Origin of the sequence: Paenibacillus sp. FSL H7-0716, from assembly GCF_038002705.1 — a bacterium.
Lineage (GTDB): Bacteria > Bacillota > Bacilli > Paenibacillales > Paenibacillaceae > Paenibacillus_AQ > Paenibacillus_AQ odorifer.
In genome coordinates, this window is sequence record NZ_JBBODA010000014.1 from 43,606 (window position 1) to 59,744 (window position 16,139).

Below are 16,139 nucleotides of genomic sequence, written 5' to 3' on the forward strand. Positions count from 1 at the left end.
TTAAGAATGAGACAATCACAGAAGGCATGGGTATGGAGAAGTATCCCGGCACTACCGACTGGGAGTCCTATGGAAGCCTGTGCATTAGCCAAAAAGCTAGACGGCGAGACCGAACCACTAGTGATCAAAGGAAGAAGCCGCAATCTCTTGCCGCGTACCTGAAGCGGGTGGAAGAGGCGGCTTTTTCGGTGTTGTGTAGGAAGCCTATTTTCAGTTTAAAGGTTAGAAAGCATCCTCATAAGGGTAATAGACCACAAGAAAGAATATTTAGAACATCATTAATTGCTAAAGACAGAGAGGAGAAACTATTACATGAGTAACGTTGCTTTCTTACTGGCTAATGACTTTGAAGATTCTGAAATGAAGGTTCCTTATGATGAAATTATAAAGGCAGGACATCAAGCTGACATTATTGGTTTGAAAAAAGGGGAGACCCTGCTAGGTAAAAAGAAAGAAGTCTCCTACGCAGCAGACAAGGCGATCGCCGATGTTCAAGCTAGTGATTATGATGCGATTGTCATCCCGGGTGGTTCTTCCCCTGAGAATTTACGGCAAAATGCCGATATTTTGAAGTTTGTAAAAGAAGCAAATGAAGCAGGCAAGCCTATCGCCTCTATTTGCCACGGACCGCAAATTCTGATCAGTGCAGACTTGCTTAAGGGACGCACCATTACCTCTTATCCTCCGCTGAAGGATGATGTTGTGAATGCCGGCGCGGAGTTTAAGGATGAGGAAGTAGTGGTTGATCGCAATTACATTACTTCGCGTACACCAAAAGATGAGCCTGCATTTGTTCGTGAAATATTGAAGGTCCTGAAATAAATAAGCAATATTTAAATTAGAGTCTTATAATCCAAGGAGGTAATGGCAATGAGCAGAAAAATCCAAGCATATTTCAGAACTGAAAATGAAGCAGAAGGCGCAAAAACAGCATTGATTAGCTACAAGGTGGATGGCTTGGAGGTTTGGCCGCTCACAGACCCTATCGGCAATGATCGTAATATTCTGTTTCCAATCATTCCACTGGATAGTGCATCTGTAGTTGCAGGCACAACTGGAACGCTTGGAACGGCTAGCACACCTGCAGCTGGAGCTATGCTGGTTCCTGGCATTGCCGCTTCCGACACTAGGGCTGACCCTGAAACACATTATAGTGTGAATGAAGATCAGGTTAGTGCGAACGTGGCAGAAGGAGATCTCGAGGATGGGGATTTAAGTGAACTTCGTTATGTGATGGAGCTAAGTATAGCAGAAGAGAATTATAATGAAGTTGTGGAAATCCTCCGGGGCAAAGGGGCTTATGTTGAACAATTCGAATAGTATTCTATTAAAAATAAACCGCTTTCATGGAATGTAATATAATCGTAATATTACGTACATGATTCCTTAATATAGCGTGTTTATAATAAAGGCATGACCCCCTTTTTAATAATATATGATGATGGACCTGCAGCATTCGGCTGCAGGTCATTTTTTTTGTTACATTATAATTGCTGAATAAAAAACTCGGAAGCTGTCAAAATTTATAATAGGCATCCTTTTTAGTACCTTGACTTTAATGCAGTAGTTCAGTAGAATATTAACAATATACGATTTTATCATATGGTTTTGATGACGGGACCAAGTAATTCGAGAACCCACAACTCCAGAGAAGAATCCCCTGTCGATTCGGCTGACATCTACTTAAGTGGATGATGACCCGGCATCGCTTGGCTGCAAGGATTCTGTTGATGAGCGAATGAATGACCTCCCCGAGAACGTACGGCGAAAGTGGGCAGTGTTGATTGCCGCGATCAGTAGCCGTTTACGCGTAGGCGGGCGTTAACCGCTTTGAGCGGCTTCAGTATATTTTTACTGATCCGGAATGTGGGTGGTACCACGTGGTGTATTATTGGTTATGATAATCCCTCGTCCCTGTTTTTTTATAAAACAGGACGAGGGATTTTTTGCTTTTTCTGCAATAGAAACAGATGAAGAGAACAGCTTTAGAGGGGTTATTTTTTAGGAGGGATAGACTGTGGCTAAAGAAAGATTCGAGAAACCAACAGGAACGCAGGACGTGCTTCCGGGTGCTGTGGAGAAATGGCAGTATATTGAGGGGAAGGCCAGAGATTTATGCCGCCGTTTTAACTACCGGGAAATTCGCACACCTATGTTTGAGCACACAGGGTTATTCGAACGTGGAGTAGGCGAAACAACGGATATTGTGGAAGGCGAAATGTATACGTTCAAGGACAAAGGCGACCGTGATTTGGCTCTTCGTCCAGAAGGAACAGCTGGTGTCGTGCGGGCTTACGTTCAGAACAAGCTATACGGTGAACCAGATGTAAGCAAGCTGTATTATATCGGACCTATGTTCCGTTATGAGCGTCCGCAGGCCGGAAGATATCGCCAGTTCCATCAGTTTGGGATTGAGGCGTTTGGGGCCGTGGATCCGGCTATTGATGCAGAAGTAATTTCTATGGGCTACCAATTCTATAAGGATCTAGGTCTTAAGGATGTAAGAGTGGAGCTTAATTCCGTGGGTAATGCACCAAGCCGTGCGGCTTACCGGGAGAAGCTGCTGGGATTCCTTAGACCGATGAAGGATAACCTCTGCAGTGATTGTCAGCGTCGAATCGAGCGTAATCCGCTTCGTGTACTGGATTGCAAGGTGGATCAGGATAAATTTACAGATGCGCCTTCCATTTTGGACAGTTTGGATGATGAATGCATAACTCATTTTGAGAAGGTTAAGATGCATCTCGACATCATGGGTGTGGAGTTCACGATTAATCCTCGTCTTGTACGTGGTTTGGATTATTACACGCATACTGCGTTTGAATATAAAGCAGCTGGCATTGGCTCTATTGATACCGTAGGCGGCGGAGGCCGTTACAACGGTTTGGTTGAAGAAATCGGTGGACCGGATCAACCGGGTATTGGTTTTGGGATCGGACTGGAGCGTATTCTTCTTATTCTGGAAGATCAGAAGGTAGAACTGGAGACTGCGAAGCCACTGGATGTGTATTTTGTAGCTCTTGGCGAAGAGGCTGACATTGAAATCTCCAAGCAGCTATACTTTCTGCGTAGCCAAGGGTTCTCGGCAGAACGCGACTACCTCGGCCGGAAGATGAAAGCACAGATGAAGTCAGCTGACCGTATGTCGGCACGTTATACTGCGATTCTTGGCGAAGACGAGCTGAAGAATGGTGTAATTGCGCTGAAGTCGATGAGTACAGGGGAACAGCAGACTGTGAAGCTCGAGGAGCTGGCTCAGGCGTTGGTATAGAAGAAGACTTTTTAAGTAGAAATGTATTTTTAAATAAAAAGGGGAATGGTGAATTATGCAAAGAAGTCATAACTGTGGGCAATTAACACCAGAACATATTGGACAAACGGTAACCTTGAACGGATGGGTCCAGACCCGTCGCGACCTTGGGGGCGTACTTTTTATTGACCTGCGTGACAGAAGCGGTATTGTGCAAGTTGTATTCAACCCGGACTACTCCGGCGAAGCACTGCAAATTGCGGATAAGGTTCGCAGTGAGTATGTTTTGGCTGTTAAAGGAAACGTGGTTAAACGTGATGAAGAAACCATTAACCGCAATCTGCCGACAGGTGAGATTGAAGTTCAAATTACAGACATCGAAGTGCTGAACGCTGCTAAGACCCCTCCATTCTTCATCGAAGATGGAGTGGAAGTAGACGAATCTCTTCGCCTGAAATATCGTTACTTGGATCTGCGTCGTCCAGAAATGCAAAAAACACTGTTGCTACGCTCGAAAGCTTCTAAGATTTTCCGCGATTTCCTTGACAGTGAAGGATTTATTGACGTAGAGACACCAATCCTAACTAAGAGCTCACCGGAAGGTGCACGTGATTATTTGGTGCCAAGCCGTGTGCATGAAGGCGAATTTTTCGCATTGCCACAATCTCCACAAATCTACAAGCAGCTGTTGATGGTCGGTGGCATTGAACGCTATTATCAAATTGCTCGTTGTTTCCGTGATGAAGATCTGCGTGCTGACCGCCAGCCGGAATTTACACAAGTGGACATTGAGACTTCATTCCTGTCTCAGGATGAGCTGCTTGGTATGATGGAAAACCTGATGCAACGTCTGTTTAAAGAAACTGTAGGAGCGGATATTCAGCTTCCATTCCAACGTTTGACTTATGCTGAGGCTATGGGCAAATACGGTTCAGACAAACCTGACCTGCGTTTTGGATTAGAGCTTGTAGAAATGAACGATATTGTTGCCACAAGTGGCGTAAAGGTATTTGCTTCCGTGATCGAAAAAGGCGGAGAAGTGAAATGTCTAAATGCTAAAGGCTGTGGGACTTGGACTCGTAAAGAAATCGATGATCTCGGACCTTATGCTGCGCGTTATGGAGCGAAAGGTTTGGCTTGGATTCAAGTGAAAGACGGCGAGTTCAAAGGGCCGATTGTCAAATTCTTCACTGAAGAAGAAATTGCCGCTGTGAAGGAGCGTACAGGCGCTGAAGAAGGCGACCTACTGTTGTTCTCCGCTGATACCAAAAAGGTTGTAGCGGACGTTCTAGGTGCCCTTCGTGTCAAAATCGGACGTCAGCTGGGTCTGATCGACGATAACGTGTTCAAGTTCGCTTGGGTGACTGACTTCCCATTGCTTGGTTATGATGAAGATCAGAAACGTTATGTAGCAGAACACCATCCGTTCACTCGTCCACGTGAAGAGGATCTGCATCTGTTCGACACAGATCCAGGTGCAATTCGTGCACAAGCCTACGATATCGTTCTGAACGGTTATGAAGTAGGCGGCGGCTCCATGCGGATTTACAAACGTGAAGTTCAGGAAAAAATGTTCCAAGCTCTCGGCTTCTCAGATGAGGTTGCTTACGAGAAATTTGGTTACCTGATGGATGCGTTCGAATATGGTACACCTCCACATGGTGGTATTGCCTTCGGTTTAGATCGTCTAATCATGCTGTTGGCGGGCCGTACAAATCTGCGCGAAACTATCGCATTCCCGAAAACGGCAAGTGCAACGGATCTGCTTATGGATGCACCTTCGCCAGTAGACGGTTCACAATTGGAGCAACTGCATATTAAGCTGGCTCTTAAACCAAAAAAAGAAAAAGAAAAAGAATAATTAAATAAAGCGGGCGAGGCAGATTTCTGCTTCGCCATAGCTTTTGAAGGAGGCTGACCTCATGCTGCATCAGTTCTCACGTACGGAACTGGCGATCGGACCGGAAGGTCTGGAGATTATGAAGAACAGCACAGTAGCGGTACTTGGTATCGGCGGTGTTGGCGGTATGGCTGTTGAGGCATTGGCTCGTAGCGGGATTGGGAGACTGATTCTGATTGATAAGGATTCCGTCGACATTACCAATGTGAATCGGCAGATCCATGCACTTACTACTACGGTTGGGCAAAAGAAAGCCGAACTGATGGTAGAGCGTGTGAAGCTGATTAATCCGGAATGTGAAGCGATTGCGCTGAACATGTTCTATACGGAAGAAACCTATGAGGAACTGTTCAAGCTGAAACCGGATTATGTGATTGATGCCTCAGATACGATTATCTACAAGGTCCATTTGATTAAAGAATGTCTGGCACGTGGAATTCCTATGATTTCAAGCATGGGTGCTGCCAACAAAATGGATCCTACAAGATTCCAGGTAGCGGACATTTCCAAGACAACGTATGATCCGATTGCCCGGGTCATTCGCCAAAAGCTGCGTAAGGATGGGATTAAGAAAGGCGTGAAGGTGGTTTTCTCTACGGAGCCGCCAATGAAGCCACGTCAGGATGTTACGGACAAAATTGTTCCGGAGAATGCACCGGATCGACGTAAAGCGAAACAACCGCCAGCCAGCAATTCATTTGTTCCACCGGTAGCCGGCCTAATTATGGTCAGCGTTGCCGTGCGTGATTTGCTTGAGGCTGGAGGCGTCAGCTTGTAAGTGAATCGCTGAGCTGAGGCTGTTTCAATTATAGTTATAGGATTAGAGTAATGGACAAAAGGGCGAGTAGCTGGAATCCGGCTGCGTACGCCCTTTTGTTGTCGTTAAACAGGCGGGGTCTGCAAGAAGCAGGCCACAAATAGGCATAATAGCTGAACCGGGATGAACGGCTGATTATTAGATTTATATTCCGGGTAATATCCGCCTGCGGAACTTAATATCAGTGGAGGTTTTTGTACATGAAATCGAATTTTTGGCGAAATAGTGTGGGGCTTGCGCCTGAGAATGACTGGAAACGGGAATGGGCTGCAGGGATTCTCTCCTATTTTGCTTCAGTTTATATTGTTATGGTAAATGCGACGATTCTCCATGACGCGGGGATGCCGCTTAGACCGGCAATGGTGGCTACACTGTTGACGGCAATTACCGGCTGTCTGCTGATGGCTTTTGGCGGGAAGACGCCTATCATCGTGGTTCCGGGGATGGGGATTAACGCATTTTTCACTTATACGCTTGTTCATTCCATGAAGCTGGACTGGAGAGAGGCGCTTACTGTAGTCGTTATAACAGGTGTGTTGTTCGCTATCGTGGCCTTCACATCACTTTATCGTATTCTTAGTGAGGCAATTCCCCAAAACCTGCAGCATGCCATTACAGTCGGTATAGGGCTGTTTCTGACTTTTATAGGGCTGCAAAAAAGCGGGATAGTGATTGCTCATCAGACTACTTTTGTTGCCATAGGACATTTTAGTGATCCAGCAGTTATTACATCCTGTGTGACTTTATTGCTGGCTCTAGTGTTATTTATCCGGGGAACTAACGGTGGCCTGCTGATAAGTATGCTGGTTGGTACAGGACTAGCCTATCTGCTGGGAGCTGCACATGCACCGGAAAAACAGGCCTCAGGGCATGTATTCTCAGGTTATGGCGGCCTATTTTTCGGAATGGACTGGAGCGGCATTGTGAGCCTGGTGTTCTGGATTGCTGTATTCCTGTTATTGTTAATCGTTGTATTTGAAAATATCGGTCTTGTAGCCTCGCAGACGATGATGGCAGGCCGTCCAGAACGCTTCAAAAGCAGCCTGCGTGCGCTCTCGCTTGCTAATATCGCCGCGGGTCTTTTCGGAAGTAGTCCGGTTGTGGCCGCTGCAGAATCTAATGCAGGAATAGCTGCGGGCGGGCGTTCAGGTCTCACCTCGTTGGTGACAGGGCTTCTATTCGGGGCGACCTTCCTATTTCTTCCGCTGTTATCCTATATTCCTGACAGTGCGATCGCACCGATCCTGATTGTGATCGGCGGGCTAATGGTACAGAATGTGCGTGAGATGGACTTGAGTGATTTGACCGAGCTGTTCCCGTCTTTTCTAATCATGGTTATGATTCCATTCACCTATAGCATCGTGGACGGTATGGCTTTTGGTTTTATTACCTACCCAATTGTGAAGCTGGCGTTGGGCAAAGGGAAGGAAGTGCCTCCTGCGCTGTATGGGATTGCTGGTTTGTTTGTGGCTAACTTTATTTTGCAGGCTGTGCTATAGTGCGGCATCCAGTTTCTTTGATTGCGAGGGACCTGTTGCACACTAATTAGCTCTATTAGCCAGCGTTGAAATCAAAGAGGTAAATGCCGTTGTGCCGCTGATTGGAGCCAAATGTGCGTAGACGTCGAAAATAGAGGGATAAATACCGCTGATTGGAGTCAAATGTGCGTAGATGTCAGAATCAAAAGGAAAAATACCGTTGATTCGAGCCAAATGCGTGGAAGAGTCGAAAACAAAGCTATAAATACCGTTGATTGGGGCTAAATGTGCGTAGACGCCGAAAACAGAGGCAAAAATGCCTCTGATGCGAGCCAAATGTGTGCGAACGCCGAAATCAAAGGCAAAAATGCCTCTGATGCGGGCCAAATGTGAGCGAACGCCGAAATCAAAGGCAAAAATGCCTCTGATGCGGGCCAAATGTGAGCGAACGCCGAAATCAAAGGCAAAAGTGCCTCTGATTGGAGCTAAATGCGTGCGAACGCCAAAACCAAAGGCAAAAATGCCGTTGATTCGAGCCGAACGTGTGCGAACGCCAAAACCAAAGGCAAAAATGCTTCTGATTCGAGCCGAACGTGTGCGAACGCCGAAACCAAAGGCAAAAATGCCTCTGATCGGAGCCAAACGTGAGCGAACGCCGAAACCAAAGGCAAAAATGCCTCTAATCGGAGCCAAACGTGAGCGAACGCCAAAACCAAAGGCAAAAATGCCTTGGGTTTGTCCCAAACATTCGACGCTTATGCATGCTAAGGAGCACTAAAGGGCTTTAGGTTGGAGAACTTATAAGTTTAGTCAAATCACTTGAAAGATTTGGTATTTAAGCGCTGCTTATGCTACAATGGGTATCCTTTTGCGTGAGAAATGGGCGTAGGAGCATGAAAATTTAAGCTCGATAAACTTTTAGGAGGTAACTGAAATTGGAAGACAACTTTCAAAGTGCCTATCAAGAGGAAGAAGACAGGCTGAATCAAGCGCTTACTGAAATTGACACTTTGCTGGAGAAGCTCCAGCAGACACCAGTGTACACGGGACATGACTATACGGAACAGGTGCTGGAAGCGAACCGTGATCAGAAGCGCAAAGATCTTGCCAAGCTTAGGCAGGAGCCTTATTTCGGACGGCTTGATTTTCAAGGCAATGATGAGAATGAACGGAAGGCACTCTATATAGGCAAAATCGGCGTAGACCGTGAGCAGGTAAGCGACCGTCCGCTAGTCATCGACTGGCGCGCACCGGTAGCAAGCCTGTTCTATTCGTTTACCGGCGGTACGGAGCCAGCCTCCTATGAAGCTCCTGAGGGACTAATAGAGGGGCTGGTATACCTCAAACGCAACGTGGTGATTCGGAAGCAAATTCTGGAGCGGGTCGCGGATACGTACAATCGGGAAAGCGATGCACCGATAGTATCAGATGAGTTTCTCGTCTATCGACTTGGGGAGAACAAGGATAATCGTCTCCGGGATATCGTATCGACCATTCAAGAGGAGCAGGACAAAATTATCCGTGCTGCCAAGAATACAGCGCTGATCATTCAGGGCGTGGCAGGAAGCGGTAAAACAACCGTTGCACTGCACAGGCTTGCTTTTCTGCTGTATCAATATAAGGATCAGGTTTCTGCGGAAAAAATGATCATTTTTGCACCAAACCGGATGTTTTTGGATTACATCTCGGATGTATTGCCTGAGCTCGGGGTAGGTAATATTGCTCAAAGTACATTTCCGGATTGGGCGGCTAATGTACTAGGACTGGAATTGCCGGAACAGGATGCGACGGAGACGATGAACCGCTGGTTCGAAACCCCTGGCGGCATGCCGGTAATTACAGAAGAGACACCGGGGCGTTTCAAGGGTTCCACGGTGCTGATGGGAATCATAGAGTCCAGCATTAAGCTATTGGAAAGCAGCTCTGTACCTGAGGGTGATTTTAGCCCGTGGGAGGGTGCCGTGCTACGCCGTTCTATGATTTTGCGCTGGCATAATGAGGAGTATGCTCCCTATCCTCCAGCCAAGCGCAAGGAACGGGTAATGGCGCGGATTCATCGCTGGATTGAGATGGAACTGAAGAAGAGTCCTTCAGCTGCTGCTATGAAGGATCGCAAGAAAAAAGGCACGCAGCGAGAGAAGGCTTATAGTGCCAAATGGCCTAAATATGATCCATTAACGATCTATAAGCAAATTTTCCGAGCAGCTAAACTTCCTGAGGATTGGCCGGTTGAACCACCTGAGAAAATTCCGGCAGCTGTACTGAAGGAAACGGCAAAAGAGCTGAAAAAAGGCATCATACGTGAAGAGGATTTACCTCCGTTGCTGTATATCCATTATCTTTTAAACGGCGATGAGGGTGTTACTCGCTTTGACCATGTAGTAATTGATGAGGCACAGGATTTTTCACCTTTCCAAATTGCCGTTCTGGATTTATATGTGCGAGGCCATTCCTTTACCATCCTAGGTGATCTCTCGCAGGGCATACATGCCTATAAAGGCGTACACGCGTGGGAAGAGATGCAGACGTTGTTTACCCCTGAGAACACGGCTTATCACGCGCTGACACGCAGCTATCGTTCTACTATGGAAATTATAGACTTCGCTAATGGAATTCTATCGTCAGGTGTGGAAAGCTCATTACTGGCCGTTCCTGTGTTTCGTAGTGGAGATCCCGTGCGTATGATCGCCTACGGCGAGGATCACGGGGAACTGGTGGCTGATGAGCAAGCTCGCTTGCGGACAATAACCTCTGCACTGAAGTCTCTGTCAGGAAGGGAATACCGTACGGTGGCTGTCCTAACAAGAAATCTTCATGAGGCTGCAGAACTATATGCGGAGCTGGCACAGCATTTTGAAGATATTCATCTGATTGATGGCAGTATGACCCAATATCAGGGTGGGCTATCGGTGCTGCCTGTCTATTTATCAAAAGGTTTGGAGTTCGATGCAGTGATTTTAGCAGATGCCGATCAAGACCATTACGGAGCGACGGCTTGGGACGCGAAGCTGATGTATGTCGGCTGTACACGTGCTCTCCATGAGCTGTGGCTGCTCCATAATGGGGAAGTTCCTTCCTATGTGCAAACGGCGGCTGGAAGCGATTCTGAGGGGGAGTAAGACTGGTGGAGAATGGTTATAACTGTTCTTGGTCTTGTAACTCACCCATAGGTATGGCTTAATAATAAGTGTCCGGCCGGGCAAGAACACTTCTGGAAGGAGGCTGATTGAAATGATTTCAGTATACGAGGTGGTTTCCGTCTAAGACGGAAACCTGCTTAAAGCGAGGAGGCCTTATGGCCTCCTTATTACTAACATAAGAAATACCACACTTATCCATAAGAACGAAATTTATGAAATCGAATGTAGACGCTACCAAAAGGTTTTTATATAATGAAATTACGGATTTTTCCAAATATGAGGAGAAGAAAGGAGGCAGGTGACGTGATTATAACTAAAAACTTAGTTGACCGACGCATAGGGACACACCTGTTGAAGGAGGAAATGCAAGTTGAGTTATGTAAATGGGAAGGATGTGCTCCCCCCTGGCTTGCTCGAAGAGCTTCAGGGATACATCCAAGGTGAACTGCTCTACATCCCAAAGAAGACAGAAGAGCGGGTTCGATGGGGCGAGAACAGCGGTTCGAGGAAAGAAATAGCGAACCGGAACAAGGAAATTTTCAGTTGTCATCGAAGCGGTGATTCCGTAGCTGAACTTCAGAAGAAGTACCATCTATCGGAAGAAAGCATTCGTAAAATCATATCAAAAATGCGGCTGGCAGTAAATTGCTAGCTTGCAATTCAAGCATAAACGCCTCTGGTGTCCTTAGAAGGACGGTAAGCGTTATGCGAGAAATCATAAGGATAAAGTATAGCGTGAAACCTATACTTTCTTATATTTTGAAAAAAGAGCATGGCTCCCGCCTTTCTAAGACGAGATCATGCTCTTTTTATTTTGGCGCAAAATAAGTCTATGCTGATACTATTACATTGACCCGGCAGGACATCCTAATCCTTCCCTGTGATATGGTATGATAGAAAGGAATTTACATTGAGCTTTTACAAGAATATAGCAAGGAAGTGGAGTTATGGATTTATTTTCTTTCGGAGAGGACACCGGGGGCGGACGGCTGCTTGCGGACCGGATGAGACCGGAGAATCTTGATGAATATATTGGTCAAGAGCATATCATAGGCCGGGGGAAGCTGCTGCGAAGAGCGATTGAGGCGGATCAAGTTTCTTCGATATTGCTCTATGGTCCCCCGGGATGCGGCAAGACGACACTCGCGCATATTATTTCTCATCACACGCAAGGAGAGTTCGTACGTCTGAATGCGGTGGAAGCTACCGTGAAGGATGTACGGGAGGTTATTGAACGAGCTCAGAACAATCAAACATTGTACGGCACTAAGACGATCCTGTTCCTGGATGAGGTGCATCGATTTAATAGCTCACGCCAGGATGCGCTTTTGCCAGCGGTAGAAAAAGGGACCATCACCTTCATTGGAGCGACTACAGAGAACCCGTTCCATTATGTTAATGGGGCGCTTATGAGCCGCTCTACCTTATTTCAGCTGGAGGCATTAACAAGTGAACACAGTCTGATCGCGATGCGCAGAGCGTTGGCGGACAAAGATAAAGGTCTTGGATTTATGGAGCTTCAGGTCGATGAGGAGGCTTTGTTGCATATTGCAACAATGGCTAATGGAGACATCCGGCGGGCACTAAATGCGCTGGAGCTGGCAGCCCTGACTACCGCGCCGCAAGTTGATGGAAGTGTTCATATCACTTTGGAGGTGGCGGAAGAATCCATTCGGCGCCCTATTGTGAAGGCTGATGAATCGACGCAGTATGATGTGCTATCCGCTTTTCATAAAAGTATTCGCGGTTCCAGCGACGCCGCGTTGTTCTGGTTTCTGTATGCGGTAGAAAAGCTTGGAATGGACCCTATGACTTTTATTCGGCGCCTGATTGCAGCCAGCAGTGAGGATATTGGCTTGGCTAATCCCCAAGCTATGGTTCAAGCGGTGAGTGCGCTGGATGCCTATCGAAACAATGGTTGGCCAGAGGCGAAGCTGAACATTGCCCAAGCTATTCTTTTTGCAGTGGAAAGTCCGAAGTCTAATGCTGTGGTTATGGCTATTTCCAATGCAATGGCAAGTATGGATGAGATCAAATCAGCGGAGGTACCGCTGCATCTGCGTGATACGCACTATAAAGGTGCAACTGCGTTAGGACATGAAGGATATCAATATCCGCACAATTTTCCGGGGCATTATGTGAAGCAAGAGTATTTACCTAAGGAGATTTCTCAGCGTGTTTTTTATCAAGCTACTGAGCAAGGCAATGAGATTAAGATTCGTCATAATCAAAAGCTTCGACGGGAGCAGTAAGCAGCTAGCGACTGTAATACCTTCCAATTTCATGCTGGAAAGCCAAAGATTTTAACTTTCATTCGAACTAAAAAATTCCCAAAAAAAGGCGGCCTAGAGCCGTTTTTTTGTTTCCTACGTTACTTTTAATCACATCGATTGAAAATTTTTTATAGGAAAAGATTGATAATTTACCATAAGTTAATTAAAATGAACTACAAAGTTACGAGATGTTCATTTTTATTTCCGATTGAACTACTGGTAGTATTCTTAATGGTGTTAATTATCATCACATTGGTTATTTCAAAATGTTTCATGAAAATCAACACTATTTATATCAAAATTTACATAATATTTTCATTGTGTTAATTTTGAAATCCTTGTCGTTAGGGTGATGAATATGGGCGAAGAACTACTAGAAATCAAAAATTTGTCGACATCGTTCAGAATTGCAGACGACTATTACGCTGCGGTTGATGATGTTACCCTGTCTGTTCGCAAAAATGAAATTCTGGCTATCGTTGGAGAGTCTGGTTCAGGAAAAAGTGCGCTCGCCTTTTCAATTATGGGGCTGCACACCAGAGCCAAAATTGACGGACAAATCAAATACAAGGGCCAGGACATCGTTACCATGTCTCCTGCTGCACTAAACAAGCTGCGCGGCCAAGAAATGTCTATGATTTTTCAAGATCCTTTATCCGCTTTAAACCCGCTAATGATCATCGGTTCACAGATTGAAGAAGTACTTATCCTACATGATTCCAAGCTTTCTAAGAAACAGCGAAAAGAGAAGGTCATTGATCTTTTGACCAAGGTTGGAATTTCCCGTCCCGAGCATACATATCAGCAGTACCCCCACGAATTATCCGGTGGCATGAGGCAGCGGGTGGTTATCGCCATTGCGATAGCCAATGGACCCAAGCTTTTGATCGCCGACGAACCTACTACAGCACTAGATGTGACTATCCAATTACAAATCCTTGAACTTATTAAAAAATTAAAAAACGATATGGAAGCAGGCATTATCTTAATCACTCATGACTTAGGGGTTGTAAGCGAAATGGCTGACCGTGTTGCGGTGATGTATGCCGGACAAATCGTCGAAATCGCAGATATTTTTACGTTGACGTCTAATCCGAAACATCCGTATACGAGATCCTTATTGAACTCCATTCCAACGGCAAAAGAAGAGAAATCCAGATTGCATGTGATTCAGGGGATTGTTCCACCACTGCAAAACCTTCCGCGTAAGGGCTGCCGTTTCTCGGCACGGACGCCTTGGATACCTGAATCGGAGCATGAGGAGAACCCACAGCTGCATGAAGTCGCACCCGGACATTTCGTTCGCTGCACCTGTTATAACAATTTCCATTTCCCTGATACTAACGAGGAGGCAATCCACAATGGGACTTCTTGAGGTTAAAAATTTAGCAGTACATTTTCCGATCCACGGCGGTGTTTTTCGAAGGGAAGTTGGCGTAGTTAAGGCTGTCGATAATGTTAATTTTACCATTGAAGCTGGGCAAACCTATGGTCTGGTTGGTGAATCTGGTTCCGGAAAGACGACAACGGGGCGCGCGATTATAGGTCTTAATTCTATTACTAGCGGCAGCGTGATTTTTGAAGGGCAAGATTTGGCTTTGAGGGGTGTTCGTAAGCAAAGAAATGTCCGCAAAGACATTCAAATGATCTTTCAGGATCCGTACTCTTCCTTAAATCCTAAGAAGCGTGTACTCGATATTATTGCAGAACCGTTGCGTAATTTCGAAAAAATGTCTCCAGGGGAAGAAAAACGCCGGGTGCAGGAATTGCTTTTACAGGTAGGCTTAAGTCCTGAGAACATCCTGAAATATCCGCATGAATTTTCTGGCGGCCAGCGGCAGCGGATCGGAATTGCCAGAGCCATTGCACTCAAGCCAAAACTTATTATTGCTGACGAGCCGGTATCTGCGCTCGATGTCTCTGTGCAGGCACAGGTGCTGAACTTCATGCAGGACATTCAAAAAGAGCTGAATCTTACTTTTCTATTTATCAGTCATGATCTCGGGATCATCAGGCATATGTGCGATCACATAGGGATTATGTATAAAGGACGACATGTGGAGCAAGGGACTGCTAAAGATATTTTTGACAATCCTCAGCATATTTATACCAAACGACTCATTGCTGCCATTCCTGATATCGATCCGAAACAGAGAGAAAGGCAGACGGAATTTAGAAAATCAGTAAGCAAGGAATATGAACAAGCGCACCGGAATTATTTTGATGAAGAAGGCATGGCTTATCCATTAAAATCAATTTCCGAGACTCATCTGGTAGCCTTGCCTGAGAAAGGTTGAGAATATGTGGAAGATTATCGTTCGTAGAATTCTTATAATGATCCCTCAAGTAGTTCTATTAAGTATTCTTGTTTTTCTTATGGCGAAGGCGATGCCTGGTGACGCACTTTCAGGAATGCTTGATCCGAATATTGATCCGGCGGCCATTGATGCGATGAGAGAAAAGCTCGGTCTAAATGATCCATGGTATATCCAGTACTGGGATTGGATCACTAAAGCGATACAAGGGGATTTCGGCCAGTCCTTCCGTTTCAAAATGCCGGTCTCAGAGCTAATCGGTCAACGCCTGATGAATACCCTTTGGCTGGCCATTGTTACGCTGATTCTTACATACCTTATTGCTATCCCGCTTGGTATTACCAGCGGACGTTATAACGATTCGTGGCTGGATCGCTTGATAACTGGCTATACCTATATTGGATTTGCTGCACCGTTGTTTATTTTCGCACTCTTAATGGTATGGGTTTTCGGGTTTCATTTTCATTGGTTTCCTACCAGCGGCAGTGTCAGTCCCGGGGAAGTTCCAGGTACACTAAGTCACTTCTGGAGTAAATTCTATCATCTGCTTCTGCCTGCGCTATCTATGGCGCTAATTGCAACGGTTGGGACCGTACAATATCTGAGAAATGAGATCATTGATACGAAGCAAAAAGATTTCATTCTCACTGCTAGAGCTAAAGGGGCTTCGGAGTCACGCGTATACAATCGTCATATTTTGAGAAACTCCTTGCTGCCGATCGCTGCATTTTTTGGATATGAGATCACTGGGCTAATCGGTGGTACGGTGTTCGTTGAAACGATCTTCAGCTATCCAGGAATGGGTTTGCTGTTTCTAAGTTCGATAACGATCCGGGATTTCAGCGTGGTAACAGCCCTCGTTCTTCTGTATGGGGTTGCTTCCATCGTCGGTGCGTTGTTATCAGACATTATTTTAAGTATCGTAGATCCTCGTATCCGGATTAAATAAGAAGATGAACACTTTGG

General features: G+C 45.9%; 15 protein-coding genes. 14 read left to right on the forward strand and 1 reads right to left on the reverse strand.

Annotated elements, in window-relative coordinates:
- The first annotated feature begins 6 nt into the window (after nt 1-6).
- The 8 genes from MHH60_RS18240 to MHH60_RS18275 all read left to right on the forward strand — a co-directional run bounded on the left by MHH60_RS18240 (nt 7) and on the right by MHH60_RS18275 (nt 7,466).
- On the forward strand, nt 7-162 hold the full coding sequence (locus MHH60_RS18240) for a hypothetical protein (protein ID WP_162636812.1): 156 nt from the start codon (nt 7-9) through the stop codon (nt 160-162).
- A 150-nt stretch (nt 163-312) separates the two neighbouring features.
- Nucleotides 313-822 (forward strand): type 1 glutamine amidotransferase domain-containing protein, encoded by a 510-nt coding sequence (locus tag MHH60_RS18245; protein WP_076105448.1) that lies wholly within the window; start codon nt 313-315, stop codon nt 820-822.
- Between the two features lie 48 nt (nt 823-870).
- Nucleotides 871-1,320 (forward strand): hypothetical protein, encoded by a 450-nt coding sequence (locus MHH60_RS18250; protein ID WP_036677637.1) that lies wholly within the window; start codon nt 871-873, stop codon nt 1,318-1,320.
- Between the two features lie 367 nt (nt 1,321-1,687).
- Nucleotides 1,688-1,825, forward strand: a complete 138-nt coding sequence (locus MHH60_RS18255; protein ID WP_172628854.1) for a hypothetical protein — start codon at nt 1,688-1,690, stop codon at nt 1,823-1,825.
- A 192-nt stretch (nt 1,826-2,017) separates the two neighbouring features.
- The gene (hisS, locus tag MHH60_RS18260) at nt 2,018-3,271 is read left to right on the forward strand and encodes a histidine--tRNA ligase (RefSeq protein ID WP_036677635.1); all 1,254 of its coding nucleotides are present in this window, start codon (nt 2,018-2,020) and stop codon (nt 3,269-3,271) included.
- A 55-nt stretch (nt 3,272-3,326) separates the two neighbouring features.
- Nucleotides 3,327-5,111 (forward strand): aspartate--tRNA ligase, encoded by a 1,785-nt coding sequence (gene aspS, locus MHH60_RS18265; RefSeq protein ID WP_076137423.1) that lies wholly within the window; start codon nt 3,327-3,329, stop codon nt 5,109-5,111.
- 61 nt (nt 5,112-5,172) lie between these two features.
- On the forward strand, nt 5,173-5,928 hold the full coding sequence (locus tag MHH60_RS18270; protein ID WP_076137421.1) for a tRNA threonylcarbamoyladenosine dehydratase: 756 nt from the start codon (nt 5,173-5,175) through the stop codon (nt 5,926-5,928).
- Nucleotides 5,929-6,167: 239 nt separating this feature from the next.
- On the forward strand, nt 6,168-7,466 hold the full coding sequence (locus MHH60_RS18275; RefSeq protein WP_036677630.1) for an NCS2 family permease: 1,299 nt from the start codon (nt 6,168-6,170) through the stop codon (nt 7,464-7,466).
- Between the two features lie 42 nt (nt 7,467-7,508).
- Here the strand turns inward: MHH60_RS18275 and MHH60_RS18280 are convergent, their stop codons facing one another.
- Nucleotides 7,509-8,189, reverse strand: coding sequence for a hypothetical protein (locus MHH60_RS18280; RefSeq protein WP_076137419.1), 681 nt, complete (start codon nt 8,187-8,189; stop codon nt 7,509-7,511).
- Nucleotides 8,190-8,380: 191 nt separating this feature from the next.
- Here MHH60_RS18280 and MHH60_RS18285 point away from each other — a divergent pair, with 191 nt between their 5' ends.
- The 6 genes from MHH60_RS18285 (at nt 8,381) to opp4B (ending at nt 16,122) form a co-directional block, all read left to right on the forward strand.
- Nucleotides 8,381-10,564, forward strand: a complete 2,184-nt coding sequence (locus MHH60_RS18285) for a HelD family protein (protein ID WP_076137417.1) — start codon at nt 8,381-8,383, stop codon at nt 10,562-10,564.
- A gap of 391 nt (nt 10,565-10,955) precedes the next feature.
- Entirely contained in the window at nt 10,956-11,237 is a 282-nt protein-coding gene (locus tag MHH60_RS18290) for a CD3324 family protein (protein WP_076129667.1), read from the forward strand.
- A 295-nt stretch (nt 11,238-11,532) separates the two neighbouring features.
- Nucleotides 11,533-12,837: a replication-associated recombination protein A gene (locus MHH60_RS18295; RefSeq protein WP_036677622.1), complete on the forward strand. Its 1,305-nt coding sequence runs from the start codon at nt 11,533-11,535 to the stop codon at nt 12,835-12,837.
- Nucleotides 12,838-13,216: 379 nt separating this feature from the next.
- The gene (locus MHH60_RS18300; RefSeq protein WP_036677618.1) at nt 13,217-14,233 is read left to right on the forward strand and encodes an ABC transporter ATP-binding protein; all 1,017 of its coding nucleotides are present in this window, start codon (nt 13,217-13,219) and stop codon (nt 14,231-14,233) included.
- A complete protein-coding gene (locus MHH60_RS18305; protein WP_076137415.1) occupies nt 14,220-15,155 on the forward strand; it encodes an ABC transporter ATP-binding protein in 936 nt (311 codons plus the stop codon). Before MHH60_RS18300 ends, MHH60_RS18305 begins: the two co-directional genes overlap by 14 nt.
- 4 nt (nt 15,156-15,159) lie before the next feature.
- Entirely contained in the window at nt 15,160-16,122 is a 963-nt protein-coding gene (gene opp4B, locus MHH60_RS18310; protein WP_036677612.1) for an oligopeptide ABC transporter permease, read from the forward strand.
- Nucleotides 16,123-16,139 lie beyond the last annotated feature (17 nt).